Below are 24903 nucleotides of genomic sequence, written 5' to 3'. Positions count from 1 at the left end.
TATCCTTCATTATTTTATTTTTTTCGGTAATTTGTCATTGCTATGCTTTTCTGCGATTTCTTGTTCTTGATAATCAAAGACGGGTAAATGCCATTCAAAACGAATTGCCAATAGCCGAATCGTAAAGCCACTGATGAGGGTAACAATTACAACAAGGCTATGATTAAGCGTTAATTGGCTTAAACCAATATAAATACTTGCGGCAAATAATGCAACGCTGGCGTAGAGCTCTTTTTGGAACACAAGGGGGATTCGGTTGCATAACAGATCGCGTAGTACGCCACCAAATGCACCCGTAATAATGGCAGCGATAATGGCAATGGTAAAGCTATGCCCCATATCTAATGCAATTTGCGTGCCAATAATGGAAAACACGATAAGCCCTAAGGCATCTAATACCAAGAAAATGGTGCGAAAATAACGCATAAAATGGCGAATAAACGGGGCAATAAATACAGTTAATACCGCCGCACTGGCAACAATTAAAAAATAATGAGGGTTTTTCACCCAGCCAAGTGGATAATGCCCAAGCAACACATCTCGCACCGAGCCGCCGCCAATGGCGGTCATTGAAGCGATGATAATTACGCCAAAAATATCCATTTTTTCGCGTCCTGCGGCTAAAGCCCCTGTGATTGCTTCGGCAGTAATGCCGATAATATATAAAATGCTCAGTAGCATAATCGCCTTCATTAAAGTGCGGTGAAAATTTCTGTTATTTTAGAGGGGAATAGGCGGTGTAACAAGGATAAAAATACAGAGATTTTTGACCGCACTTTTAAATTTCTGCATAATGTGCCACTTATTACGATAGAAAGGAAAAATTATGTCAGAAAGTCGCTCTCAATCTTTGACCTTTATACTGAGTGCAATCCCACTTTGTTTGTTACTTTTACTGGATAACTTTGCCTTATATTTACAAGGACAGCCGAAAGCCATTTCTCATTTGAGCTTAGCGGTGCTTACGGCACAATTAGTCTGTTTACTGGTGTTTTATAAAGGGCAAATTTGTAATGGGCAACGAAGTCGATTAGTTGCAGTGAATGGCTATTTGTTCGTTTATTGGGGATATTGGCTACTGCTGAGTGTATGCTCAAATCATCATTATGTGCTGACTGATATGGTGAGTTTATGCGGTATTGGTCTTTCACTGGCAATCTGGTTTCAACCGGCGGATATGCAATTACGCAAAGCTATTTTAGTGTTTGCTAGCTTGTTTGGCGTGCTTGGTGTGGTGGTTTATGGCTTGATCTTTTTGCAACTACCTTGGCTTGCTTTGTTGCCTTACAATTTCTTTGGGCAATGCTTTATTGGGATCATTCTGGCAAATCTTTTTTTAGTGATTGCTAAAAATCGCTTACAAAGTTTTATTGCCTTATTGCCACTTGCGATGATGATTTTCTTATTATTAAATGGTGTGCTGTCCACGTTATTGATCTACTTTGCACATCAAAGTGCGGTGATTTTTCCGAATAAATTTGCCTTAGCGCTTTATTTTTTCTTGCATTTGGTTGTAGTATCAATGATTGCATTGCCGATTTTGACGAAAACCAAGTTCAGTTATCAAACGTTGTTGTTGCTCTTTTTTATCGCCTTGAGTTTGCCTATTTGGGCGAATTTTAGTTTGATTGCAGGATAGAAAAATAGGGCAGAATGTTCTGCCCTAATTATTTATGGTTTATAGATGATTTCTACGCCTTCATCATCTTCTTCTGACCAATTGTCCCAATCCTCATCTTCATCATCAAATTGATGTTCAGAAAGTTGTTCTTGGTGATAATCGTCCCATTTGAATTTTACTTCTTCTGGATTTTCAGGTTCTTTCTCTTCTTCCCTTGGATGGGCATCGAGATAATCCATAATATCACGACAAAGTGGTTCAACATTTTTGCCAGTGGCGGCGGAAATTAGATAATAATCACCGTCCCAATCTAAGCGTTGCAGAATCTCTTTAGCACGCTCGTGCGCTTCTTCATCAGACATTGTGTCGATTTTGTTAAACACTAACCAGCGTGTTTTTTCTGCTAGTTTTTCGCTATATTGGAAAAGCTCACTTTCAATAATTGCAATGTTATCCGCAGGATCGCTACCGTCAATTGGATTGATATCGACAAGGTGAATCAGCACACGACAACGCTCCAAATGTTTTAAGAAACGGATCCCTAAGCCCGCCCCCTCTGAAGCTCCTTCAATTAAGCCCGGAATATCAGCCACCACGAAGCTACGATGCGCATCAATACGTGCTACCCCTAAACTTGGTACAAGTGTGGTGAAAGGGTAGTCGGCCACTTTCGGTTTTGCCGCAGAAACGGCTCGGATAAAGGTGGATTTGCCCGCATTGGGTAAGCCGAGCATTCCCACATCGGCAAGTAACATTAGCTCTAATAAAAGATCCCGTTTTTCCCCCGGTGTGCCATTCGTTTTTTGACGTGGTGCACGGTTTACTGAAGATTTAAAACGGGTGTTGCCTAAGCCGTGATAGCCCCCTTTGGCAATGAGCATTTTTGCCCCGTGTTGGGTTAAATCGCCCAGAATCTCTTTGGTATCATTGTCTATAGCTCGTGTTCCTACCGGCACTCTTAAGGTAATATCTTTACCACGACGACCTGTACAATCTGAACTACGACCATTTTCGCCCCGTTGTGCCGCAAAACGTTTTTCAAAACGGTAGTCAATCAGGGTGTTAAGGTTTTCATCGGCAATTAAATAAACATCGCCACCATCGCCACCATCACCGCCATCAGGGCCGCCTTTCGGGATAAATTTTTCACGGCGAAAACTCACGCAACCATTTCCGCCATCACCTGCCTCGACACGAATCAAGGCTTCATCAATAAATTTCATTTTTTCTCCTATTTCTTATTCTTTATAAATTTGTGTCCAATCGCTGAGAACATTGCACCAATCACCACTACAAATGCACCAATATAACTAAGCTGATTTAACTCTGGCTCAGCAAAGTGAGTGGGGCTAAGGTGATGTAAAAGATGGGAAAATACAATAGTAAACAAAGGAACAAGGGTAACCACAACGCTTACTTTGGCCACTTCCCAGCGATTTAAGGCTTCGGCATAAGCGCCATAGCCAATCAAGGTATTTAAACAGCAGTAAAGGAAACAAGCGAGGGTTAAACCACTTAATCCTTGTACTTGTGAAACCTGTGCAAAAGGGGTAAATACCATCGCACAACCAAAATAAAACATTAATAAAACTTGCTGGGCAGTAAATTGACGGAGGAGTAATTTCTGCGCAAGCCCATAAGCAACCCACACTAATGCGGCACCAATACTTAATGATACACCAATAAAATAGCTATTTAATTGTGCTAACTCGCCCAATTTGTTATTAAAGAATAAACCTAGCCCGATAATTAATACCGCTAGCCCAATTTTTTGGTGCAAACCTAACCGCTCTTTGAAAATAATGACACCGCAAATCAGCATTGCAAATGATGAAAGGTGGATAAAAATCTGTGCCACTGAGGGTTCAACAAACTTTAATGATGTATTAAGTAAAGAAAAATTGCCAGAAAGCCCAATCACCCCAAAAATAAATAGTCCAATATAATAGCGATTAAAGTTTGCTAATTTGGGTAGCTTTTTACTGATACCTAATAATAACAAGAGGACAACACTGGCGGTAACAAAACGATACCAAACAATAGTTTGTGGGTTCATCACATTTAATACTTGCTTTAATGCAATGGGTAATGATCCCCAAGCCATTGCTGTAATTAGGGCGAAGATAAAGCCTAATAGGGGTTGTTGTTTCATTACGCTGCCTCCTTAATCGAACTCAGCTTTAACGCTTGAAATTGTTATGTGAAGCTATGTTTGTCATAGCTATCTTACTCGGTAATGTTTTGAGGTGGAATGTTTTATTTATAAATAATAAAAAAGCCCCACAAAACTGTGAGGCATTTTATTCTGTTTATTTGTAAGATTATTCAGCTACGATACTCACGTATTTACGATTTTTCTCGCCTTTAACTTCAAACTTTACTTTACCATCAGCAGTTGCGAATAAAGTGTGATCTCTACCCATTCCTACATTAGCACCAGCGTGGAATTTAGTACCACGTTGACGAACGATAATGCTACCTGCTAATACAGATTCGCCACCGAAGCGTTTCACACCAAGGCGTTTAGCTTCAGAATCACGACCGTTACGAGTTGAACCACCAGCTTTTTTAGTTGCCATCTACTTGATCTCCTCTGAAATTATGCTTGAATCCCAGTGATTTTCACTTCTGTGAACCACTGACGATGACCTTGTTGTTTACGACTGTGTTTACGACGACGGAATTTAACGATTTTTACTTTATCGCCACGACCGTGAGTTACAACTTCAGCCACTACTTTTGCGCCAGCAACAACTGGTGCACCGATTTTAACATCTTCACCATTAACGACCATTAACACTGAGTCGAATTCAACGCTTTCGCCAGTTGAAACTTCAAGTTTTTCTAAACGAACAACTTGACCTTCGCTTACTCGGTGTTGTTTACCGCCACTTTGGAAAACTGCGTACATAAATACTCCGCTATATATTGTGCTTTAATGTTAATTTCATTTCGCACATTAAAATTCATATAAATAGGTCGCAAATTCTACGGAAAAACAAATCTGATAGCAAGAACTTATTTACAATAAAATAAAAAAAGTTAGATTTTTGCTGGTTTGATTTCAGAAAGCCAAGAAAATCAGGTAAAATCAACCGCACTTTAGGCAATGGTAGATATTCACGATGACAGATACACGCAATCTTATGGATATAAATGCAATCCAAATGTTAATTAATGAAGATATGCAGAAAGTGAATGCCAAAATTTTGGCACAGCTTAATTCTGAGGTTTCATTGATTAATCAGCTTGGTTATTACTTAATTCAAAGTGGTGGCAAGCGCATTCGCCCAATGCTTGCTGTCTTGGCCGCGAATGCTTTGGGGTATCAAGGAGAGGGGCATATTAACTGTGCAACCTTTATTGAGTTTACTCACACAGCAACATTATTACATGATGATGTTGTTGATGAATCTGCTATGCGTCGCGGTAAGCCAACGGCAAATAGTGAATTTGGCAATGCGGCAAGTGTATTGGTTGGGGATTATATTTACACACGTTCTTTCCAATTAATGACACAAACCGATTCGCTACAAATTCTTAAAATAATGTCAGATGCCACCAATGTGATTGCCGAAGGGGAAGTTCAACAATTAATGAATATGAACGATCCCGATACCAGCGAAGAAAGTTATATGCAGGTGATTTACAGCAAAACAGCCCGTTTATTTGAAGCCGCAACCCAATGTGCTGCGATTATTGCTGGTGCCAATCAAGCGCAAGAGCTTGCCTTACAACAATACGGGCGTTATCTTGGCACCGCATTTCAATTAATAGATGATGTGTTAGATTATCAAGCCGATGCGCAAACGCTTGGCAAAAATATTGGTGATGATCTGGCGGAAGGCAAACCAACCTTACCATTATTACACGCGATGCACAGCGGTGATGAAACGCAACGTCAATTAATTCGCAATGCCATTGAACAAGGCGGACAACGTGAAATTTTAAATGACGTCTTAGCGATAATGGCACAATATGGTTCTATTGAATACACCATTGAACGCGCCCGCCAAGAGGCACAAAAAGCGGTGGATGCGATTGCCATTTTGCCACAAAGTGATTATAAACAAGCGTTAATTTCCCTTGCTTATTTATCTGTTGATAGAACAACCTAATTTTATTTTTTGCTATTATTTATTATGGAACAACAAACCAATTACGAAACAGACGAAAGTGCGGTGCAATTTTCGCAAAAATCTAACCGCACTTCACGCAAAGCCAAAAAAGATCCTAATGCTCCTTTTGTGCGTGAAAAATTGAGTTTACCAAATGGGCATAACAAACTTTTATTACATTCTTGCTGTGCCCCTTGTTCAGGCGAGGTGATGGAAGCTATTCACGCCTCAGGCATTGAATTTACCATTTATTTCTACAACCCGAATATTCACCCATTGAAAGAATATTTAATCCGCAAAGAAGAAAATATCCGTTTTGCAGAAAAATGGGGAATTCCATTTATTGATGCTGATTATGATCGACAAAACTGGTTCGACCGAGCTAAAGGTATGGAAAACGAGCCGGAGCGAGGTATTCGTTGCACAATGTGTTTTGATATGCGTTTTGAAAAAGCAGCACAATATGCGCACGAAAACGGTTTTCCGGTATTTACCAGCTGTTTAGGTATTTCTCGTTGGAAAGATATGAACCAAATTAACGGCTGTGGACACCGTGCCGCAGCGAAATATGATGATGTGGAATATTGGGACTACAACTGGCGTAAAGGGGGCGGATCACAACGAATGATTGAAATCAGCAAACGTGAACGTTTCTACCAACAAGAATATTGTGGATGCGTGTATTCCTTACGTGATACCAATAAATGGCGTGAAGCAAACGGAAGGCAGAAGATCGAAATTGGTAAGTTGTATTACACTAATGATTAATCAACTGCATAAGTAAAAAGGGAATGCTGAGCCATTCCCTTTTTGTTTAATCTCATTATTTTTTTACACGCTCAGCGTGTGCTTTTTTCTGTTCTTTCATTTTTGCGCTAATTTCACGGCGTTGTGTAGCAAGTTCTGCATTACGAATGCGGTAGTCATCAACACGGCTATCATAGTCTTCACGCATATTTTCGATAATCACACGAATATCTTCCACACTCATATCATCACGGATATATTGATTAAGATTGTCTAATAATAGAACACGTTTTTGGTTGTCACGGATTTTGCGGTTATTGTCATCAATATCACGCAATAGTTTGTTTTTTAAACGATACATACGCACATACTCCAAGACATCTTGGAAAGACTGTTTATTGACTGTTTCCATAAGTTTCAACTCTCTAATAGATTAATAATAAATTCAATAAGATTTATCGATTGCATTGCGTTAATTAATGTAGTCTTTTTTACTTTTTTCGTCAAAGACTTCCGTGCTTTTTTGTGGATAAGATCAAAAATTTTTCTGAATTAAATAAAAGTCATTGATTCGCTTTCTTTGAGGTGATAAAACTAGCAGATTATTTTTACACAACAATCATCATTAGGAATGGAAAATGACACAGGTATTTAATTTTAGTGCGGGGCCAGCAATGATGCCTCGTGAGGTGTTAGAACAAGCACAAGCAGAATTATTAAATTGGCAAGGTCAGCATACTTCTGTTATGGAAGTGAGCCATCGCGGTAAATTATTTATGGAATTAATCACTCAAGCTGAAAAAGATTTCCGTGAGCTGTATCACATTCCTGATAATTATAAAATCCTCTTTTTGCAAGGAGGCGCCCGTGGGCAATTTGCCGCCATACCGATGAATTTAATTGGTGAAAAAGGCAAAGCTTTATATTTAACCAGTGGGCATTGGTCTTCGACTGCCGCAAAAGAGGCGCGTTTGTTTTGTGAAGTGGATGAAGTCAATATTTTATCGCAAGGTAATGAATTAAGCGTAGAACAGCTTGATTTCAGCGATATTGCGGAACAGTATGATTATGTACATTATTGCCCGAATGAAACCATTAGTGGGGTAGAAATTTTTGATGTGCCAAAAGTGGGGAAGGCGGTATTAGTGGCGGATATGTCTTCAAATATTCTTTCTCGTGAAGTGGATATTAACCAATTTGGGATTATTTATGCAGGAGCGCAGAAAAACCTAGGGCCTGCGGGCATTACTATTGTCATTGTGCGTGAAGATTTAATTGGTAAGGCACGTGAAGCCACGCCATCTATTTGGAATTATGCCGTGCAAGCCAACAGTGATTCAATGATTAACACGCCACCTACGTTTGCTTGGTATCTCTGTTCTTTAGTCTTTAAGTATTTATTAGCGAAAGGGGGCGTGAAAGCGGCCGAAAAACGCAATCAAGAAAAAGCCCAGTTGCTTTATGATTATTTAGATCAAAGCGATTTCTATCACAATTCTGTGGCAAAAAACAACCGCTCTTTAATGAATGTTACTTTCAGCACAGGCAATGATGAACTCAATATGAAGTTTGTTACTGAAGCCACAGAAGTTGGCTTACAAGCATTAAAAGGGCATAAAGTGATTGGTGGAATGCGGGCGTCCATTTATAACGCAATGCCGATTGAAGGGGTAAAAGCCTTAATTGCGTTTATGGAAAAATTTGCTACTGAAAATCGTTAATTTTATTAATTATCAAAGGCTTGCTGATTGATATGGGCAAGCCTTCGCTGTATCAACATTAAACACAAGGAACAAAAATGCAATTTATTGATGTTGCGAATGAAGGGGTGAAATCCCTTTCCCCTTATCAAGCAGGTAAACCAATTGAAGAATTAGAACGTGAACTTGGTGTGCAAAATATTGTGAAATTAGCCTCTAATGAAAATCCTTTTGGCTTTCCACAAAGTGCCATTGATGCCATTCAAGCACAGTTGCCACATCTCACTCGTTACCCCGATGCCAACGGTTTTGAATTAAAAACCGTCATTGCTGAAAAATTTGGCGTTAAAGCAGAACAAATTACCCTTGGTAATGGATCAAACGATTTATTGGAATTATTCGCCCACACATTTGCCAGTGAAAAAGATGAAATTATTTATTCGCAATATGCTTTTATTGTTTATCCTTTGGTTACCAAAGCCATTAATGCAGTGGCAAGAGAAATTCCGGCAAAAAATTGGGGACACGATTTAGACGGTTTTTTGCAAGCCATTAATGACAAAACAAAACTTATCTTTATTGCTAACCCAAATAATCCAACAGGAAATTTTCTTACACAGCAAGAGCTTGAGCAATTTTTGGCTCAAGTACCAGCCCATATTATTGTTGTGCTAGATGAGGCTTATACCGAATTTACCCGTCCAGAAGAACGTATTGATTCTTTTGCATTAGCAAAAAAATATCCAAATTTAATTATTTCTCGCTCTCTTTCTAAAGCCTATGGATTAGCAGGATTACGTATTGGCTATGCGGTGTCTCACCCTGAAATTGCCGATTTATTAAACCGCGTGCGCCAGCCGTTTAACTGTAATGTACTGGCACTTTCTGCCGCTAGTGCTGTGTTGAAAGACGATGCTTTCGTAGAAAAAGTGGCGGCAAATAATCGCACTGAAATGCAACGCTATGAGCAATTTTGTCAGCAACATCAATTGGAATATATTCCGTCCAAAGGCAATTTCATTACCATTGATTTTAAACGTCCTGCTCAGCCTATTTATGAAGAATTATTGCGTGAGGGGGTGATCGTTCGCCCTATCGCAGGTTACGGAATGCCTAATCACTTGCGTGTGAGTATTGGTTTACCGGAAGAAAATGATAAATTTTTCACCGCACTTTTAAATGTATTAAATAAGGGCTAAAGAGAAGATGGAAAAATTAACACTACAACCTATTTCTTTGGTAGAGGGAGAAATTAACCTCCCGGGTTCAAAAAGTTTATCAAACCGTGCTTTGTTACTTGCGGCGCTTGCGAAAGGCACAACAAAAGTGACCAATTTACTTGATAGCGATGACATTCGCCATATGCTCAACGCCTTGCAAGCCCTTGGGGTGAAATATCAGCTTTCTGAAGATAAATCCGTGTGCGAAATTGAAGGCATTGGCGGTGCGTTTCAATGGCAAAGTGGCTTATCTCTCTATTTAGGCAACGCAGGTACAGCAATGCGCCCTTTGGCAGCAGCATTATGTTTAAAAGGCGAACAGCTTGCTGAAGTGGTTCTTACTGGCGAGCCTCGAATGAAAGAGCGTCCAATCAAACATTTGGTAGACGCATTACGCCAAGTCGGGGCGAATATTCGCTATTTAGAAAATGAAGGCTATCCCCCTGTTGCCATTCAAAATACAGGGTTAAAAGGCGGAAAAGTGCGAATTGATGGTTCAATTTCGTCGCAATTTTTGACCGCACTTTTAATGGCTGCCCCATTGGCAGAAGGGGATATGGAGATAGAGATCATCGGAGAGCTGGTTTCCAAACCTTATATTGACATCACGCTAGCAATGATGAAAGATTTTGGGGTAACCGTACGCAACGATAACTACCATACCTTTTTTGTGCAAGGTAATCAGTGCTATATTTCACCTAAACGCTATTTAGTGGAGGGCGATGCCTCTTCAGCTTCTTATTTTCTTGCTACAGGTGCAATTAAAGGCAAGGTGAAAGTAACAGGCATTGGTAAACACTCCATTCAAGGCGATCGTTTATTTGCCGATGTGTTAGAAAAAATGGGTGCAAAAATTACTTGGGGAGAGGATTTTATTCAAGCCGAAAAAGGGCAATTAAAAGGCATTGATATGGATATGAATCATATCCCTGATGCCGCAATGACCATTGCAACGACAGCATTATTTGCCGAAGGCGAAACGGTTATCCGCAATATTTATAATTGGCGCGTCAAAGAAACAGATCGCTTAAGTGCAATGGCAACCGAACTGCGTAAAGTTGGCGCTGAAGTTGAAGAAGGCGAGGATTATATCCGTATCCAACCGCTCTCTTTAACAGATTTTAAGCACGCAGAAATTGAAACTTATAATGATCACCGAATGGCAATGTGCTTCGCACTTATCGCCCTTTCAAATACGCCAGTTACCATTCTCGATCCGAAATGTACAGCAAAAACATTCCCCACTTTTTTTGAGGAGTTTGGGAAGATTGCGAGCTAAAATAGATGAAACTGCTTAGGATATTATCGTAAGCAGTTTTCTATTTATGTTGCTCAAGAGATTTATGTTGGATGCTAACATTTTTCCCTTTTGCTTGAAAATATTCGCCAAGTTGTTGAGCTATATAGACTGAACGATGTTTTCCACCTGTACAGCCGATCGCAATGGTGAGGTAGCTACGGTTATTTTGTTCAAGCATTGGAAGCCAGGTTTCAATATAGTTTCGGGTAAGATAGATAAAATGATTTACCTCATTGTGTTTATTGAGAAAATCTATTACTGGCTGGTCTAATCCTGTCATTGGACGAAGCTCTGGATTCCAATGGGGATTAGGGAGAAAACGCACATCAAAAACGTAATCGGCATCAAGTGGTATGCCGTATTTAAAGCCGAAAGATTCTACAATAATTTTTAATTCTTTTTGTTTATATCCGAGTAAAAATTCACGCAGGCGTTCTGCCAGTTCGTGGGTGGAAAGATGGGTGGTGTCAATGATTAAATTGGCGGCATCAATGAGTGGGGTAAGATAGTGTTGTTCTGCATCGATCGCGGCTTCAAGAGAAAGTGAATCAGATGAAAGTGGGTGCAAACGACGTGAATCACTATAACGCTTAATCAAGGCGTTTCGTTCACTATCAAGGAAAATAATTTTTACTTGATAGGTCTGTTGCAGTTGCTCAAGGCTTTGTTCTAGCTCTGTTTGTGAGGAAGGAAGATTGCGAATATCAATACTAATGGCAACAGAAGATTGTTGCTTTGCCAAAATAGTAGCCAGTTCAGGAAGAAGTGTAACAGGGAGATTATCAACGCAATAGTAACCAATATCTTCTAAAGCCCGTAATGCAACTGATTTACCTGCACCAGAGCGTCCGCTAATAATGATGATTTCCATCTGATTTCTCCCCTGAATGATGATTACTGTTCAGTTTCTGTTTCTATCGCTTGTTCATTATTCTGATTTTCTTGTTCGTCATCAGAATGGTTATCTATATATTCAAAAATTTGCCAAATTTCTTCCGCACTTTGTGCTGCTCTTAATTGCTTACAAAGCGATTTATCCAACAATTTTTCGGCTAATTCAGGTAGAACAGATTGGGAAAACTCGCCACACACCTCGGAAGGAATAAGCAAGGCAAAAATTAAGTCCACATCACGGTGATCTGCCGCCTCATAATCAATAGGTGTGGCGAGCTGCAAAAATACGGCGATAGGTTTATCGCCTGTATGTAAACGCCCTTTTGGCATTGCAACACCATTTCCTAAACCAGAGTTACCTAATTTTTCTCGGTTAAATAAGCAATCAAAACTGCTATGCTCGGGATCTTCATCGCCTTGAATTTGATCTGCCACAATACGGCTGATTGTTTCAAACACACGTTTCTTGCTAGAACAAACCAGTCCTTGGCGAATATTTTCAAGACTCAGTAATTGTGTAAATTTAGTCATAAGTTATAGTTTAAATTCTTCACCTAGATAAACCCGTTTCACCTGTTCGTTATTCATCACTTCTTCAGGTGTACCTGTGGCGATCATTTTTCCTGCACTTACAATGTAAGCACGCTCGCACACATCAAGGGTCTCACGCACGTTATGATCGGTTATTAATACACCTAATCCGCGATCACGTAAATCCATAATAATTTTTTTAATATCAATGACGGAAATGGGATCGACTCCAGCAAAGGGTTCATCAAGTAAAATGAACTTGGGATTGGCGGCTAAAGCACGAGCAATTTCCACACGGCGACGTTCCCCGCCTGAAAGCGATTGACCTAGATTATCGCGGATATGACCAATGTTAAATTCTTCAATCAATTCTTCCGCACGTTGTTGCCGTTGCTGTTTATTTAAGTCTTTACGAATTTCAAGCACAGCCATTAAGTTATCATATACACTTAGGCGACGGAAAATCGACGCCTCTTGGGGTAAATAGCCCACGCCTTTTCTTGCGCGATCGTGCATTGGTAATAAGCTAATGTCTTCATCATCAATACGAATGTTGCCTTCATCTTGTTGCACCAAGCCGACAACCATATAGAATGTCGTGGTTTTGCCTGCACCATTAGGCCCAAGTAATCCCACAATTTCATTGGATTTCACGTTTAAACTCACATCAGAAACCACGTTTCGGCTCTTGTAGCTTTTGGCTAAATGTTCTGCATAAAGCGTTGGCATAAGGCTTGTCCTATTTGTTTTTATTATTTAATTGTGCCGGAATTAATACGGTTTTCACGCGAGACTTACTGGAACCGGTGGCTTTTAGTTGTTGTTTTTTTACATCGTAAGTAATGCGTTGTCCCGTAATTTTACTGTCTAGTTGTTTTAATTCTGCATTTCCTGTGAGGGTTAAAAATTCAGTACCAAGATCGTAATGGACTTTATTCGCTTTGCCATCTACTGGCTTACCATCGTCTAATTGTTGATGGAACGTTACTGGACGTCCATAAGCATCGACGGTTTCTTTTTTGTTACTATTCTCATCTGGACGAGTAATGACGACTTTATCGGCTTTAATTAAAATTGACCCTTGGGTGATCACAACGTTATCTGTAAAGGTAACGGTTTTATTTTCCATATCGAGTGCTTGGTTGTTTGATTCAATATTAATCGGTTGATTTGTATCATCTTTTAAAGCAAAAGCTGACATTGACGTCATCAGTGTGGCAAAAAATAAAAGCGATTTACTTGTTAATTTCATAGTAAGTTTTCACCTGTTCCTTTAAGGTTGCAATTTGTTGCTGTAAATTCCCAGTGAGCTGCGAACCACTGGAAGTAAAATTTAAGCCAGTAATGGTTGCCATTGTATCAGAGTGAATATCTTGCGTCTTTAGGTTTATTGTCGCGCGTTCTGTACTAACACGCTGTAAACGGGAATCGCGCAATAGACTTTGTACCAATACATCACCGTCTAAATATAAAAGATTATCTTTGGTTAATTTGGCATTTTTAGCACTGATCTTCCAACTTTGTGAGCCTAAGGTTTCATCTTCTACATTATAAAGATAAACCACAGGATTCTGAAAATCGGTGTTTCCATTAGAGGCATAGTGTTCCACTTTGTCAGCGATCGCAACATATTGCTTTTCTCCGGTCGGAGAATAAACCGTAGTTTGCATTTTCTCACCGATATACTCAGGACTATCTTGCGATTTAATCAAACCGGCAAGTTTTTCTGTATCCGTCTGTTGAAGGCTATAAAACCAAGCAAATAATGCAAAGGCAATCACCGACAAAACAATATTCAAGCGAATATTCATAGTTTGAATGGCTCATTTCTTCAAGATTAATGTAAGTGCGAAATGATAGCATAATTTTGCCAAAAGCAAGAATAATTCCACGTAAATCAAAGTGCGGTATAAATTTTTACAATTTTTTACAAAGTTTATTTTCAGCGAAATTCAGCTAAAAAAGACTAAGTTTGCATACTTTTATTGTATTTTAAGCTTAATTCACCGCAAAATGAATAAAGAAAATAGGAAAACAGCCTTTGACATTCTGCTTGCATCGCATATCATTGCCACATTTTGAATAATACAGGTGAATAAACGTGCTATGGCTCGTTCTTTTGTAGAAGTAAAAAATCTCACTTTTAAACGCGGTGAGCGTATCATTTATGAACGTCTAAATTTACGCGTTGAACAGGGGAAAATTACCGCCATAATGGGGCCATCAGGGATTGGCAAGACGACATTATTGCGCCTTATTGGTGGACAGCTTTCGCCTGATAGCGGTGAAATTCTCGTTGATGGCAAAGATATTTGTCGAATGTCCCGTGCAGAGCTGTATAAATTACGTCAGCGTATTGGTATGTTATTTCAATCTGGGGCATTATTTACCGATATGTCTACTTTTGATAATGTCGCTTTTCCGATTCGTGAACATACAACTCTGCCAGAGCAATTAATTCGAGAAATGGTATTAATGAAACTTGAAGCAGTTGGATTGCGAGGGGCGGCAGAGTTAATGCCCTCTGAGTTATCTGGCGGTATGGCAAGACGTGCCGCGTTAGCGAGAACTATTGCCCTTGATCCTGAGTTAATTATGTATGATGAACCTTTTACTGGGCAAGATCCTATAAGTATGGGGGTAATTGTCAGCTTAATTAAACGATTAAATGAAGCGTTACAACTCACCTCGATTGTCGTATCTCACGATGTGCAAGAAGTATTAAGCATTGCTGATTATGCTTATATTATTGCGGATAAACGGGTGATTGCAGAAGGAAAACCTGAAGCCTTATTAGCAAGTCAAGATCCACAGGTACAGCAATTTATCCGTGGAGAGGCGGACGGTCCAGTACGTTTTCATTATCCTGCTGGAGACTATATTCAGGAGTTATTTAATGATAAGTGAGATGATTTGCGCACTGGGTCGTAGTGCAATTAATTTCTGTAAAGGGACTGGGCGTTCAGGGTTTATGCTGTGGGGCGCGCTGATTGGTACACCGCAATTGAGAAAACATTTTCCGTTACTTATTAAACAGCTATATGTTTTAGGTGTACAGTCTTTACTTATTATTATGCTTTCAGGCTTGTTTATTGGTATGGTGCTTGGACTACAAGGCTACGTGGTGTTAGTGGATTTTTCTGCTGAAACGAGCCTTGGGCAATTGGTCGCGCTTTCCTTATTGCGTGAATTAGGGCCTGTGGTTACCGCATTATTGTTTGCGGGACGGGCTGGCTCAGCGCTAACGGCTGAAATAGGATTGATGAAAGCAACGGAGCAACTTTCAAGCCTTGAAATGATGGCGGTAGATCCTCTTCGCCGTGTGATTTCACCACGTTTTTGGGCGGGGGTGATTGCAATGCCAATTTTATCAATCATTTTTATCGCTATTGGTATTTGGGGCGGTTCATTGGTTGGTGTGGATTGGAAAGGCGTTGATGCGGGGAGTTTTTGGTCGGTAATGCAAAACGCTGTAACTTGGAAAACGGATATTCTCAATGGTTTAATTAAGAGTATTTGTTTCGCTATTGCCGTGGTGTGGATTGCTTTATTTAATGGTTATGACAGTTTGCCAACGTCTGAGGGTATTAGCAAAGCGACTACCAAAACCGTGGTGAATGCGTCTTTGGTTGTGCTAGGGTTAGATTTTATTTTAACTGCAATGATGTTCGGTGGAAGTTAATTATTTGACTCACCGAATGATTTCGTTTCATTCAGAAAATCCGTACAATATTAAAGTGCGGTGTAAAATTAAGGTAGTTTTTATGCGACAAACAGCAAAGTATGAATTTTGGGTAGGGTTATTTTTATTGCTTGCCATTGGCGCCTTGGTCTTTTTAGGTTTAAAGGTAGCGAATGTGCAAGGATTTAGCCAAACAAAATCTTATCAAGTTAGTGCAACTTTTGACAATATTGGTGGACTAAAAGTGCGTGCGCCATTAAAAGTGGGCGGCGTGGTAATTGGGCGAGTGACCGATATTGAGCTTGATCCACAAACTTATTTGCCTGTGGTAAAGATAGCAATTAATCAAGAATATAATGAAATTCCTGATAATAGTTCATTATCAATTAAAACCTCAGGTTTATTAGGCGAACAGTATATCGCGTTAAGTATTGGATTTGACGATGGGGAAACCACTAAAATGCTCAAACAAGGGAGCAAAATTGTGGATACCAAATCGGCAATGGTGTTAGAAGATTTAGTGGGTCAATTCCTATATGGCGATAAGAATAAATCTGATGACAGCAAACCTGAAACGCAACAATAATTTCTTTTTTCGTTTTACGGAGGAATCGATGTTAAAACAAACAATGACAAACTGGTTAAGAAAAACATTAGTTATTTTCACCGCACTTTTTGCACTGCACGCAATGGCGGATGATACCCCATATGACTTAATGCAAAAAGCATCAGACAAATTGTTTAGCGATATTGCTAACAGCCAAAGTCAGATTAAGCAGAATCCAAATTATTTAAGAACTATTGTGCGTCAAGATTTAATGCCTTATGTACACGTGAATTATGCCGGTTCATTGGTGTTAGGGCAGTATTTTAAAACGACCACACCAGAACAGCGTACAAAATTTTTCGCTGCGTTTGATCAATTTATTGAGCAATCTTATGCACAAGTTTTAACGCTGTATAAAAACCAAAAAATTGACATTGAAAAACCTAAAAATGTTTCTGATAACCAAATGAGCATTCGGGTGAAAGTGGTACAAAATGGTAATGCGCAGCCGATTAATTTAAACTTCTTTTGGCGTAAAAATAGCAAAACAGGTCAATGGCAAGTCTATGATATGGCTGCGGAAGGCGTGAGTATGGTTAATACTAAAAAGCAAGAATGGAGTGCGACTTTACGCAAAGATGGGATCGAAGCACTAACCCAACAAGTGCAAAAAGCGGCGAATGTGCCTGTTACATTGGGTAAATAATCAATGCACAACACATCAGGTTTAACCTCAAGTTTAACTTGGGCATTTGAACAAAATGATGATAAGATAACGCTCCGCTTGACTGGGGCGTTATCCAGAAAAACGTTGTTGCCGTTATGGGAACAACGTTATTCTTTTTTATCAGCAGATAAAATCGCACGCCAGCAAGTTATTTGGGAACTTGCCGATTTAACGCGAATTGACAGCGCAGGTTTTGCATTATTATGTGATTTTCTTCATCATTGCCAAACGCAAGCACAGATGCAAATCATTCAAAATGCACCTGAGCAATTTCTCACGTTGGCTGATCTTTTTGGGTTATCAAAATGGATTGACCCGTTTTTACAACAGAATGGAAAAAATTAATGGAAACGCAAGAAATTGAACAAATTTTAAAAGAGGCTTTAGGGCTTGAAGAAATTTATGTACAAGGCGAGAATGCTCATTTTGGGGTGATTGTGATTGATGATGAAATTGCAGGATTATCAAGATTAAAGCAGCAACAAACCATTTATGCGCCGCTAATGCAATATTTTTCCTCGGGGGAAATTCACGCATTAACTATCAAAACCTTTACCCAAGAAAAGTGGAAGCGTGAGCGTTTACTTAATCCCATTAATTAATTTTTAGGACGTTGTTATGCAAAAATTTCGTGTTTATGGGCAATCTCGTTTAAGCGGAGATGTCAAAATCTCAGGGGCAAAAAATGCCGCATTACCTATTTTATTTGCCGCTATTTTAGCGGAAGAACCCGTTACCTTAACCAATGTACCTGAATTAAAAGATATTGAAACAACGCTGAAAATTTTACGCCAGCTAGGGATGAAAGTTGAACAGAAAACAGGTGGCGTGGTGTGTTTAGATGGTTCAAACATTGATCATTTTGTTGCACCTTATGAATTGGTGAAAACAATGCGTGCCTCTATTTGGGCATTAGCACCGCTTGTTGCACGTTTCCATCAAGGACAGGTTTCACTTCCCGGTGGTTGTGCCATTGGTGCTCGCCCGGTGGATTTACATATCAGCGGTTTAGAACGCTTAGGGGCAGAGATTAAACTGGAAGACGGTTATGTAAAAGCACATACTAATGGGCGTTTGAGTGGAACACGCATTGTGATGGAAAAGGTTAGCGTAGGGGCAACCCTTTCTATTATGACCGCGGCAACATTGGCAACTGGGACAACAATTATTGAAAATGCCGCTCGTGAACCTGAGATTGTAGATACTGCCGTATTTTTAAATAAAATGGGGGCAAAAATTAGTGGGGCAGGCTCGGATACGATTACCATTGAAGGAGTTGAACGTCTTACAGGATGTGAACACGCCGTGGTTGCCGATCGCATTGAAACAGGTACTTTCCTTGTTGCTGGTGCTATTTCGGGAGGGCGTATTGTATGCCATAACACGAAAGCAGATACTTTAGATGCGGTGATCGATAAATTACGTGAAGCAGGTGCAGAAATTGAAATTACTGAAGATACCATCACGTTAGATATGAAAGGAAAACGCCCAAAAGCGGTTAATATTCGCACGATGCCACATCCTGGTTTCCCAACGGATATGCAAGCGCAATTCACCCTCTTAAATATGGTGGCAGAAGGGACAAGTAAAATTACGGAAACTATTTTTGAAAACCGTTTTATGCACATTCCAGAACTTATCCGCATGGGCGGTAAGGCTGAGATTGAAGGCCATACGGCTATTTGCCACGGTGTAGAAAGCCTTTCAGGTGCGGAAGTAATGGCAACGGATTTACGCGCTTCAATCAGTTTAGTGCTTGCTGGCTGTATTGCCAGTGGTGAAACCATTGTAGATCGTATTTATCATATCGATCGTGGTTACGAACATATTGAAGAGAAATTACGTGGGTTAGGCGCAAAAATTGAGCGTTTTACAGAAAAGGATATTTCAGCATAAAAAAGAAGCAAATATCCTGTAAGGATGACTTCTTTCCATTATCAAATTAATAAAATAGCCAACAATGCGTTGGCTATTTTTTTCCTCGATAAAAACTATTCTTTATAAATAATTCCTTTATTTGCCTCAAAATCAGCGGCTTTAATTGGTGAATGTTCTTGGAAATATTCTTTTAAGCTATCTGCATCAACAAATCCTGTATTAACATAGGTTGGATTATCAGTAACGACAGGATAGCCATCTCCCCCAGCTGCACAATAACTTGGTAAAGAAACACGATACACTTTATTGAGATCGATTGGTTTTCCTTGAATTTTTACATCAGAGACTTTTTTGGCTTGGCGATCTACCGTCATTGTAATACCGTAAAACTGCGGGTAAGCCCCAGAATCAACTTCTTTCAATGCCACGACATCAAGGTAATTGAGCAAATCTTTGCCTTTCATTTCAAAATAACTGATGATATTACCAAAAGGCTGTACAGTCAGAATATCTTTATAAGTTACATCACCACTATCAATAGAAGCACGAATTCCACCAGAATTCATAATACCAACATCCGCTTTTACACGTTCCGCTTGCGAGCGAGCAATAAGTTGCCCTAAATTTGTTTGATGGAAGCGTACAATATCGCGATCTCCCACTAAGCGATCATCTACTTTTCCCACCACTTGACCAAGCAATTTATCACCTTGATCTTGATAAGTTTTAAGATGTGCTAGCAAGGCAGGATCGGCCGGAATTTTTTCTTGATATAACACATATTCACTGGTACCGTCTTCTTTTTTCACTTTCTTTTTCAAATTAATTGGTATTAATTGATAGTTTTCTAAAGTGAGTTTGCCATCTTTAAAGGTAAAATCCGCTCGCCCTAAATATTTGCCCCATTCACCTGCTTGCATAATCCAAGTATTTTTCTCAAGTAAAGGTTTACAGTTATCGCCCGGTTTAAATTTATCATTAAATGAGCCATCTTCATTCATACAAAGGGTGTCGTGGGTATGTCCGCCAATAACAATATCAAATGCGCCAGCAGGTAATTCACGCACCATTGAAACATCACCCGGAGCATTAGAACCATATTTCGCATTAGGATAAAATCCCATATGAGTCAGCGCAATTTTAAGATCGGGTTGTTCATTTTTATCTAATTGTGCTAACACTTTTTTAGCACTTTCAGCAGGGCGTTCAAATTTCACCGCTGAAATAAACTCTGGATTTCCTAATTTCGCAGTATCTTCAGTCGTTAAACCAACAACCGCTACTTTTAAGCCTTGTTTGTCTAACATCGTGTAAGGATGAACAAGCGGCTCTCCCGTTTTTTGATAAAAGACATTTGCAGCTAAAAATGGAAATTTTGCCCATTTTTCTTGTATCTCAAGTAATTGCAACGGGTTATCAAATTCGTGATTACCTAACGTTAATGCCTCATAGCCCATTAAATTTAATGCTTCAATATCGGGTTTTGCATTTTGCAAATCGGATTCAGGTACACCTGTATTAAAATCTCCAGCATTCAATAAAATTACTGAGCCACCTTTTTTCTCTACTTCTGCACGAATACGATCAATCAACGTTTTCTGTGCCGCGAGACCATATTCACCATTCTTATTTTGCCAATAATGGCCATGTAAGTCGTTCGTATGCAATACAGTAAAATGGTAAGTTTGATTAGGCTGATAAGCGTAAGCAAAAGAAGATAGTGTAAATAGGGAGGTTAAAGCAGAACATTTAAATAATGAGGCTAATTTCATTGTCATTCTCCTAGTTGGTTAATTAGCGGATTTATTTTAACGGAAGTTGTGCAAAAAGAGATCATTTATTTATGAATATAAGATTGAAAGGATAAAAATATTAGTGGTAAAAATAACGTGAATGAATAAAGGTTTGTGATTGCATACATAAGTCCTTATATCAAAAGAATTTATATTTATACTGTATTTGGCTTTTTTCTCTTATATTTAGCATTAAACAATGCTATTTATGCTGTTTTTAATCGTGGCTTTTTACTTTAGAGTTAGATGGTTACAAATTTAAATAAGGAAAAATCTGCACCTTATACTGTGTAGCGATTTTCAGTGTTTAGGTGCAGATTGGAAGGTGAGTGTTATTTTAAACCCAGAGGGTTATCGTATTTGTCCAATAATACTCCGAGTTTCTTCTTTCACTTCGGTGAGTATCACTTGTATTTTGTCGCCAATTTTATAAGCTTTTTCACCTTTGATATAAAGGGCGATTTCGTCAGGGTTGACTTGTATTTCTTCCTTATTATTGTGAATGGTGGAAGCGGGGATAAACATTGACGCGCCATTTTCTAACAATAACACACGCAATCCGCTACGCATTACATCTTGAATTTCAGCGTCAAATTGCGGTTTGCTTTCTACTTTGTCGGCCAAATAACGGCAGTATAGCCAATCCGCAATATCACGCTCGATCAAACGATTTTGCCGGCGTGCCTCTTGTAAGCGTTGTAGTACTGCATCAGTCGGTTTTTGATATTGCTGCGTTGTTAGGCTTGCTTTGATGAGGCGGTGATTCACCATATCACAGTATTTACGAATTGGAGATGTCCAAGTCGCATAGCCTTCTAGCCCTAAACCAAAGTGCGGTGCTAATTCTGCTTTAAATTCCGCAAAGGTGAGGTAGCGGCGTAAGCGTAGCTCTAGATAATCTCCCTCAATCGGTTCAATATCGTGTCGCATACGACAATAGCCCTCAAGTGTTGCGAGGTTTTCAGTGGAATAACGTGTTTTTAGTTCGGCTTCACTCTCTTCATTTGCTAACTGAGAAAGGAGAAACTGTTGTGCGGAAGTTAGGTTTTTGCTATCAAAGCCTGAATGGGTATTAAAAATACCACATTGTGCTGTTTCATTAAGATAATGCGCCGCACAGATATTCGCGAGGATCATTGCTTCTTCGACAATTTGATTGGCAATACGGCGATATTCGGCAACGATTGCCTCAACTTTTCCATTTTCAGCCAATTTAAAGCTGTAATCAGGCTTTTCTTTAAACAGCAAGGCATTGGTTTTACGCCATTGGATTCGAGCTAAGGTAAATTGATGAAGTAGATCGATTTGATTTTTGGTGGCTTCGTCATTTGGTTGCCAAGCATTGTCTTGCTGTTCTAAGTAATCCGACACATTATTATAGGCTAATTTTGCTTTTGACTGGATCTGAGCGGATTGGAAAAGAGGTTTGCTACGGAGATTGCCTTGTAAATCAATTTCAATATGACAAACTAATGCAGGACGCACTTCATTTTCCATCAGTGAACAGAGTTCATCTGAAAGCTCTCTCGGCAACATTGGAATGTTAAAACCCGGAAGGTAATTGGTGAAACAGCGTTGCTTGGCTTCTTGTTCAATGATTGAATTTTCATCAATATAAGCAGTAGGATCGGCAATGGCAACCACTAATTTCCAGCCGACTTGTTGCCCGTTTTCATCAAGCTGTTCAATATAAAGCGCATCATCCATATCTTGGGTGCTTTCGCTATCAATCGTAACAAAATGAAGTGCGGTCAAATCTTCACGTAGTTGTTTATCAAGCATTTCATAATGATCTTGTCCCTGAACAGGGTAGCGAGACTGTTGATGGCGCGCTAAGGTTACCCACCAAGGGGCAAATTCATCACGTTGTGAGCAAATAAATTGAGTGATTTGAGCAAATAAAAAACGGTCATCGCGTAATGGGTGGGTTTTCAATTCAGCCACCACCCAATCGCCTTCTTGTAAGTCTTCGGTAACCGCTTTAATTTTATTCGCACCAATAGGTTGATTGATTTGTGGATGATCCACCAAGACTTGCAATTTTTTGTCTTTATTGAACCGCACTTTAGCGATAAAACGAGTGAGCATTGGCTCGATCAGTTCTTCTGGCTCGGCTTGTTCTTTATCGCCGACCGTTTCAATGCGTGCTTTGATTTTATCGCCGTGCATCACTTTTTTCATTGCCGCAGGAGGAATGAAGTAGCTTTTTTTGTCCGTTTCTAAAAAACCAAATGCTTTGTCTGAACCGCGTACCACACCTTCAACGACAGGTTTGCTGTCACGAATTTGTTGTTTTAATTGAGATAATAGGGGATTATTTTGAAACATATCATTTCTTCTTAATAAACGACAAAAGGCAGACGTTATAGGTCTGCCTTATTTTGTTCGAGGTTAAATTTATTCTGCACCTAATTCGCTCATTGCAGTAATGCTAAAGCCTGCATCAACGTGCAATACTTCGCCAGTTACTCCAGAAGCTAAATCAGAGCATAAGAAAGCGGCGGAATTACCTACATCTTCGATGGTTACTGTACGACGTAATGGCGCAGTGTTTTCAAAGGTTGCCAACATTTTCTTGAAGTTTTTAATGCCGGATGCCGCTAATGTGCGAATTGGGCCGGCGGAAATCGCATTGACACGGATGCCGTCTTTACCTAGATCGGCTGCCATAACGCGGGTACTTGCTTCAAGAGAGGCTTTTGCTAAGCACATCACATTGTAGTTTGGAATAGCGCGTTCAGCGCCTAAGTAGGTGAGGGTAACCAAGCCTGAATTTGGGTTAAGCATAGGGCGTGCTGCTTGTGCCATTGCGACAAAGCTGTATGCGCTGATGTCGTGTGCAATGCGAAAGCCTTCACGTGTCGCCGCATTAACATAATCACCATCTAATTGATCGCCCGGTGCGAACGCGATTGCGTGGACAAAACCATCAAATTTTTCCCAGTGTTTACTTAATTCCGTAAAACAGTTGGTGATATTTTCATCGCTGGCAACATCAAGAGGAAGAATAATGTCTGAACCAAATTCTTTGGCAAATTCTTCTACGCGAGGTTTTAATTTGTCATTCAAATAAGTGAATGCAAGCTCTGCACCTTCACGTTTCATTGCTGCAGCAATACCATAAGCAATAGAACGATTGCTCGCCAAACCTGTAATTAAAATACGTTTACCTGTTAAGAAACCCATTTTTTATTCCTTTTTATGAACCTAATGAATTAGGTATTGTGAAAAATTGTGCTTAGTATAAGGGAAAAGTTGCGCTTATACAAAGCTGACCTGAATTTTAGCAAAATTTACACCGCACTTTGCTTTTTTACTGGCGTTGATTTAGCGTTAATGTTGCCTTACTGAATACTATTCCCTTGATATTAACTACGCTGGATTGTAAATATCTTTGAACGCCACATCAACATCGTAGTTTTTCGCCAGCCATTCTCCTAAGGCTTTGACACCATAACGTTCAGTGCAATGATGCCCAGCGGCGAAGAAATTAATCCCTTGTTCTCGCGCTGAATGGATTGTTTGCTCCGAAACTTCACCCGTAATAAACGCATCAATGCCTTGTTGAGCGGCAAGATCAATATAGCCTTGACCGCCCCCCGTACAAATGCCCACCGTGTGAATGAAGTGCGGTGCATTTTCCAAACAAAAAAGTGGTTTGCGTTGTAATTGCTGTTCAATGCGTTGTGCCAATTCTTCACCACTGATTGGTGTTTTTAACGTCCCGTAAACGGGAATGCTGAATCTTCCTTGTTCCAATGGTTGGAGATCCTCAATACCAAGCAAGGCGGCAAGTTGTGCGTTATTGCCAAGCTCAGGGTGAACATCAAGGGGTAAATGATAGGCATAAAGATTAATATCATTTTGCAATAATGCCTTAATTCGCTTACCTTTCATTCCTCGAATACAAGGATTTTCGCTTTTCCAAAAATAGCCGTGATGAACCAAAATGGCATCGGCATTTTGTTCAATCGCATAATCAATTAACGCTTGGCTTGCTGTTACGCCAGTGATGATCTTTTTAACCTCATCTTTACCTTGTATTTGTAAACCATTCGGTGCATAGTCGGTGATGCTAGTAGAATCTAGTTTTTGATTGATTAATTGTTCTAATGTTAAATTGTTCATTATTTATTATTCACTAT

At 39.6% G+C, this 24903-nt stretch carries 28 protein-coding genes; 13 read left to right on the top strand and 15 right to left on the bottom strand.

Annotation, left to right across the window (positions count from 1 at the left end; all coding sequences use genetic code 11):
* Positions 1 to 9: 9 nt before the first annotated feature.
* Positions 10 to 681, bottom strand: a complete 672-nt coding sequence (locus L5B83_RS00915) for a trimeric intracellular cation channel family protein (RefSeq protein ID WP_250350681.1) — start codon at positions 679 to 681, stop codon at positions 10 to 12.
* A gap of 145 nt (positions 682 to 826) precedes the next feature.
* Here L5B83_RS00915 and L5B83_RS00910 point away from each other — a divergent pair, with 145 nt between their 5' ends.
* Positions 827 to 1639: a hypothetical protein gene (locus L5B83_RS00910; RefSeq protein WP_265777261.1), complete on the top strand. Its 813-nt coding sequence runs from the start codon at positions 827 to 829 to the stop codon at positions 1637 to 1639.
* A 32-nt stretch (positions 1640 to 1671) separates the two neighbouring features.
* Here the strand turns inward: L5B83_RS00910 and cgtA are convergent, their stop codons facing one another.
* The 4 genes from cgtA to rplU form a co-directional block, all read right to left on the bottom strand.
* Positions 1672 to 2844, bottom strand: coding sequence for an Obg family GTPase CgtA (gene cgtA, locus L5B83_RS00905; RefSeq protein ID WP_265777260.1), 1173 nt, complete (start codon positions 2842 to 2844; stop codon positions 1672 to 1674).
* A gap of 8 nt (positions 2845 to 2852) precedes the next feature.
* On the bottom strand, positions 2853 to 3773 hold the full coding sequence (locus tag L5B83_RS00900) for a DMT family transporter (RefSeq protein WP_265777259.1): 921 nt from the start codon (positions 3771 to 3773) through the stop codon (positions 2853 to 2855).
* Between the two features lie 169 nt (positions 3774 to 3942).
* Positions 3943 to 4200 (bottom strand): 50S ribosomal protein L27, encoded by a 258-nt coding sequence (rpmA, locus tag L5B83_RS00895; RefSeq protein WP_103853279.1) that lies wholly within the window; start codon positions 4198 to 4200, stop codon positions 3943 to 3945.
* A 20-nt stretch (positions 4201 to 4220) separates the two neighbouring features.
* Positions 4221 to 4532, bottom strand: a complete 312-nt coding sequence (gene rplU, locus L5B83_RS00890) for a 50S ribosomal protein L21 (RefSeq protein WP_250350677.1) — start codon at positions 4530 to 4532, stop codon at positions 4221 to 4223.
* A 235-nt stretch (positions 4533 to 4767) separates the two neighbouring features.
* On the opposite strand from rplU, the gene ispB reads away from it, so the two are divergent.
* Positions 4768 to 5739 carry an octaprenyl diphosphate synthase gene (gene ispB / locus L5B83_RS00885; protein WP_265762546.1) on the top strand — a complete coding sequence of 324 codons (972 nt, stop codon included), beginning with the start codon at positions 4768 to 4770 and terminating at the stop codon, positions 5737 to 5739.
* 24 nt (positions 5740 to 5763) lie between these two features.
* A complete protein-coding gene (locus L5B83_RS00880) occupies positions 5764 to 6507 on the top strand; it encodes an epoxyqueuosine reductase QueH (protein WP_265777258.1) in 744 nt (247 codons plus the stop codon).
* 55 nt (positions 6508 to 6562) lie between these two features.
* On the opposite strand, the gene L5B83_RS00875 is transcribed toward L5B83_RS00880, so the two are convergent.
* A complete protein-coding gene (locus L5B83_RS00875; RefSeq protein WP_265777257.1) occupies positions 6563 to 6898 on the bottom strand; it encodes a DUF496 family protein in 336 nt (111 codons plus the stop codon).
* A 226-nt stretch (positions 6899 to 7124) separates the two neighbouring features.
* Between L5B83_RS00875 and serC the strand changes: the two genes are divergently transcribed.
* From serC to aroA, 3 genes are all read left to right on the top strand, one after another.
* Positions 7125 to 8207 (top strand): 3-phosphoserine/phosphohydroxythreonine transaminase, encoded by a 1083-nt coding sequence (gene serC / locus L5B83_RS00870; protein ID WP_265762152.1) that lies wholly within the window; start codon positions 7125 to 7127, stop codon positions 8205 to 8207.
* 77 nt (positions 8208 to 8284) lie between these two features.
* Positions 8285 to 9385, top strand: a complete 1101-nt coding sequence (gene hisC / locus L5B83_RS00865; RefSeq protein WP_265762151.1) for a histidinol-phosphate transaminase — start codon at positions 8285 to 8287, stop codon at positions 9383 to 9385.
* 7 nt (positions 9386 to 9392) lie between these two features.
* Complete coding sequence (aroA, locus tag L5B83_RS00860; RefSeq protein WP_265777256.1) at positions 9393 to 10685, top strand: 3-phosphoshikimate 1-carboxyvinyltransferase; 1293 nt, start codon at positions 9393 to 9395, stop codon at positions 10683 to 10685.
* Positions 10686 to 10725: 40 nt separating this feature from the next.
* Here the strand turns inward: aroA and rapZ are convergent, their stop codons facing one another.
* From rapZ to lptC, 5 genes are read right to left on the bottom strand one after another with little or no spacing between them, the layout of a single operon-like run.
* Positions 10726 to 11577, bottom strand: coding sequence for an RNase adapter RapZ (gene rapZ, locus L5B83_RS00855; RefSeq protein WP_265777255.1), 852 nt, complete (start codon positions 11575 to 11577; stop codon positions 10726 to 10728).
* 23 nt (positions 11578 to 11600) lie between these two features.
* Complete coding sequence (gene ptsN, locus L5B83_RS00850; protein ID WP_250350660.1) at positions 11601 to 12131, bottom strand: PTS IIA-like nitrogen regulatory protein PtsN; 531 nt, start codon at positions 12129 to 12131, stop codon at positions 11601 to 11603.
* A 3-nt stretch (positions 12132 to 12134) separates the two neighbouring features.
* Positions 12135 to 12860, bottom strand: a complete 726-nt coding sequence (lptB, locus tag L5B83_RS00845; protein ID WP_250350659.1) for an LPS export ABC transporter ATP-binding protein — start codon at positions 12858 to 12860, stop codon at positions 12135 to 12137.
* Positions 12861 to 12870: 10 nt separating this feature from the next.
* Complete coding sequence (lptA, locus tag L5B83_RS00840; RefSeq protein ID WP_250350658.1) at positions 12871 to 13383, bottom strand: lipopolysaccharide transport periplasmic protein LptA; 513 nt, start codon at positions 13381 to 13383, stop codon at positions 12871 to 12873.
* Positions 13367 to 13942: an LPS export ABC transporter periplasmic protein LptC gene (gene lptC, locus L5B83_RS00835; protein ID WP_265777254.1), complete on the bottom strand. Its 576-nt coding sequence runs from the start codon at positions 13940 to 13942 to the stop codon at positions 13367 to 13369. The genes lptA and lptC overlap by 17 nt, the downstream gene beginning before the upstream one ends.
* Positions 13943 to 14237: 295 nt before the next feature.
* Here lptC and mlaF point away from each other — a divergent pair, with 295 nt between their 5' ends.
* The 7 genes from mlaF (at position 14238) to murA (ending at position 18983) form a co-directional block, all read left to right on the top strand.
* The gene (gene mlaF / locus L5B83_RS00830) at positions 14238 to 15038 is read left to right on the top strand and encodes a phospholipid ABC transporter ATP-binding protein MlaF (RefSeq protein ID WP_250350656.1); all 801 of its coding nucleotides are present in this window, start codon (positions 14238 to 14240) and stop codon (positions 15036 to 15038) included.
* Positions 15028 to 15813, top strand: a complete 786-nt coding sequence (gene mlaE / locus L5B83_RS00825; RefSeq protein ID WP_265777253.1) for a lipid asymmetry maintenance ABC transporter permease subunit MlaE — start codon at positions 15028 to 15030, stop codon at positions 15811 to 15813. Before mlaF ends, mlaE begins: the two co-directional genes overlap by 11 nt.
* 82 nt (positions 15814 to 15895) lie before the next feature.
* Complete coding sequence (gene mlaD, locus L5B83_RS00820) at positions 15896 to 16399, top strand: outer membrane lipid asymmetry maintenance protein MlaD (protein ID WP_265777251.1); 504 nt, start codon at positions 15896 to 15898, stop codon at positions 16397 to 16399.
* A 28-nt stretch (positions 16400 to 16427) separates the two neighbouring features.
* Positions 16428 to 17066 carry a phospholipid-binding protein MlaC gene (gene mlaC, locus L5B83_RS00815; RefSeq protein ID WP_250364298.1) on the top strand — a complete coding sequence of 213 codons (639 nt, stop codon included), beginning with the start codon at positions 16428 to 16430 and terminating at the stop codon, positions 17064 to 17066.
* Positions 17067 to 17069: 3 nt separating this feature from the next.
* Positions 17070 to 17432 carry an STAS domain-containing protein gene (locus L5B83_RS00810; protein WP_250364299.1) on the top strand — a complete coding sequence of 121 codons (363 nt, stop codon included), beginning with the start codon at positions 17070 to 17072 and terminating at the stop codon, positions 17430 to 17432.
* Complete coding sequence (locus L5B83_RS00805) at positions 17432 to 17689, top strand: BolA family protein (RefSeq protein WP_250350651.1); 258 nt, start codon at positions 17432 to 17434, stop codon at positions 17687 to 17689. Before L5B83_RS00810 ends, L5B83_RS00805 begins: the two co-directional genes overlap by 1 nt.
* 16 nt (positions 17690 to 17705) lie before the next feature.
* Complete coding sequence (gene murA, locus L5B83_RS00800) at positions 17706 to 18983, top strand: UDP-N-acetylglucosamine 1-carboxyvinyltransferase (protein ID WP_265777249.1); 1278 nt, start codon at positions 17706 to 17708, stop codon at positions 18981 to 18983.
* 95 nt (positions 18984 to 19078) lie between these two features.
* Here murA and ushA read toward each other — a convergent pair whose 3' ends face one another.
* The 4 genes from ushA to L5B83_RS00780 all read right to left on the bottom strand — a co-directional run bounded on the left by ushA (position 19079) and on the right by L5B83_RS00780 (position 24886).
* Positions 19079 to 20737 (bottom strand): bifunctional UDP-sugar hydrolase/5'-nucleotidase UshA, encoded by a 1659-nt coding sequence (ushA, locus tag L5B83_RS00795; protein ID WP_265777248.1) that lies wholly within the window; start codon positions 20735 to 20737, stop codon positions 19079 to 19081.
* A 372-nt stretch (positions 20738 to 21109) separates the two neighbouring features.
* Complete coding sequence (gene rnb, locus L5B83_RS00790; RefSeq protein ID WP_265777247.1) at positions 21110 to 23086, bottom strand: exoribonuclease II; 1977 nt, start codon at positions 23084 to 23086, stop codon at positions 21110 to 21112.
* Positions 23087 to 23155: 69 nt separating this feature from the next.
* Positions 23156 to 23944, bottom strand: coding sequence for an SDR family oxidoreductase (locus tag L5B83_RS00785; RefSeq protein ID WP_250364310.1), 789 nt, complete (start codon positions 23942 to 23944; stop codon positions 23156 to 23158).
* 186 nt (positions 23945 to 24130) lie between these two features.
* The gene (locus tag L5B83_RS00780; RefSeq protein ID WP_250364311.1) at positions 24131 to 24886 is read right to left on the bottom strand and encodes a Nif3-like dinuclear metal center hexameric protein; all 756 of its coding nucleotides are present in this window, start codon (positions 24884 to 24886) and stop codon (positions 24131 to 24133) included.
* Positions 24887 to 24903 lie beyond the last annotated feature (17 nt).

The sequence above is a fragment of the Avibacterium sp. 21-599 genome, assembly GCF_026226765.1.
Taxonomy (GTDB): Bacteria; Pseudomonadota; Gammaproteobacteria; order Enterobacterales; family Pasteurellaceae; genus Avibacterium.
The sequence above is the reverse complement of the archived record's forward strand: the minus strand, read 5'-3'. Positions and strand labels throughout refer to the sequence as shown.

Coding starts and splice junctions, on each gene's coding strand:
- L5B83_RS00915 (WP_250350681.1), bottom strand. CDS start 681: ATGCTACTGAGCATTTTATATATTATCGGCATTACTGCCGAAGCAATC.
- L5B83_RS00910 (WP_265777261.1), top strand. CDS start 827: ATGTCAGAAAGTCGCTCTCAATCTTTGACCTTTATACTGAGTGCAATC.
- cgtA (WP_265777260.1), bottom strand. CDS start 2,844: ATGAAATTTATTGATGAAGCCTTGATTCGTGTCGAGGCAGGTGATGGC.
- L5B83_RS00900 (WP_265777259.1), bottom strand. CDS start 3,773: ATGAAACAACAACCCCTATTAGGCTTTATCTTCGCCCTAATTACAGCA.
- rpmA (WP_103853279.1), bottom strand. CDS start 4,200: ATGGCAACTAAAAAAGCTGGTGGTTCAACTCGTAACGGTCGTGATTCT.
- rplU (WP_250350677.1), bottom strand. CDS start 4,532: ATGTACGCAGTTTTCCAAAGTGGCGGTAAACAACACCGAGTAAGCGAA.
- ispB (WP_265762546.1), top strand. CDS start 4,768: ATGGATATAAATGCAATCCAAATGTTAATTAATGAAGATATGCAGAAA.
- L5B83_RS00880 (WP_265777258.1), top strand. CDS start 5,764: ATGGAACAACAAACCAATTACGAAACAGACGAAAGTGCGGTGCAATTT.
- L5B83_RS00875 (WP_265777257.1), bottom strand. CDS start 6,898: ATGGAAACAGTCAATAAACAGTCTTTCCAAGATGTCTTGGAGTATGTG.
- serC (WP_265762152.1), top strand. CDS start 7,125: ATGACACAGGTATTTAATTTTAGTGCGGGGCCAGCAATGATGCCTCGT.
- hisC (WP_265762151.1), top strand. CDS start 8,285: ATGCAATTTATTGATGTTGCGAATGAAGGGGTGAAATCCCTTTCCCCT.
- aroA (WP_265777256.1), top strand. CDS start 9,393: ATGGAAAAATTAACACTACAACCTATTTCTTTGGTAGAGGGAGAAATT.
- rapZ (WP_265777255.1), bottom strand. CDS start 11,577: ATGGAAATCATCATTATTAGCGGACGCTCTGGTGCAGGTAAATCAGTT.
- ptsN (WP_250350660.1), bottom strand. CDS start 12,131: ATGACTAAATTTACACAATTACTGAGTCTTGAAAATATTCGCCAAGGA.
- lptB (WP_250350659.1), bottom strand. CDS start 12,860: ATGCCAACGCTTTATGCAGAACATTTAGCCAAAAGCTACAAGAGCCGA.
- lptA (WP_250350658.1), bottom strand. CDS start 13,383: ATGAAATTAACAAGTAAATCGCTTTTATTTTTTGCCACACTGATGACG.
- lptC (WP_265777254.1), bottom strand. CDS start 13,942: ATGAATATTCGCTTGAATATTGTTTTGTCGGTGATTGCCTTTGCATTA.
- mlaF (WP_250350656.1), top strand. CDS start 14,238: ATGGCTCGTTCTTTTGTAGAAGTAAAAAATCTCACTTTTAAACGCGGT.
- mlaE (WP_265777253.1), top strand. CDS start 15,028: ATGATAAGTGAGATGATTTGCGCACTGGGTCGTAGTGCAATTAATTTC.
- mlaD (WP_265777251.1), top strand. CDS start 15,896: ATGCGACAAACAGCAAAGTATGAATTTTGGGTAGGGTTATTTTTATTG.
- mlaC (WP_250364298.1), top strand. CDS start 16,428: ATGTTAAAACAAACAATGACAAACTGGTTAAGAAAAACATTAGTTATT.
- L5B83_RS00810 (WP_250364299.1), top strand. CDS start 17,070: ATGCACAACACATCAGGTTTAACCTCAAGTTTAACTTGGGCATTTGAA.
- L5B83_RS00805 (WP_250350651.1), top strand. CDS start 17,432: ATGGAAACGCAAGAAATTGAACAAATTTTAAAAGAGGCTTTAGGGCTT.
- murA (WP_265777249.1), top strand. CDS start 17,706: ATGCAAAAATTTCGTGTTTATGGGCAATCTCGTTTAAGCGGAGATGTC.
- ushA (WP_265777248.1), bottom strand. CDS start 20,737: ATGAAATTAGCCTCATTATTTAAATGTTCTGCTTTAACCTCCCTATTT.
- rnb (WP_265777247.1), bottom strand. CDS start 23,086: ATGTTTCAAAATAATCCCCTATTATCTCAATTAAAACAACAAATTCGT.
- L5B83_RS00785 (WP_250364310.1), bottom strand. CDS start 23,944: ATGGGTTTCTTAACAGGTAAACGTATTTTAATTACAGGTTTGGCGAGC.
- L5B83_RS00780 (WP_250364311.1), bottom strand. CDS start 24,886: ATGAACAATTTAACATTAGAACAATTAATCAATCAAAAACTAGATTCT.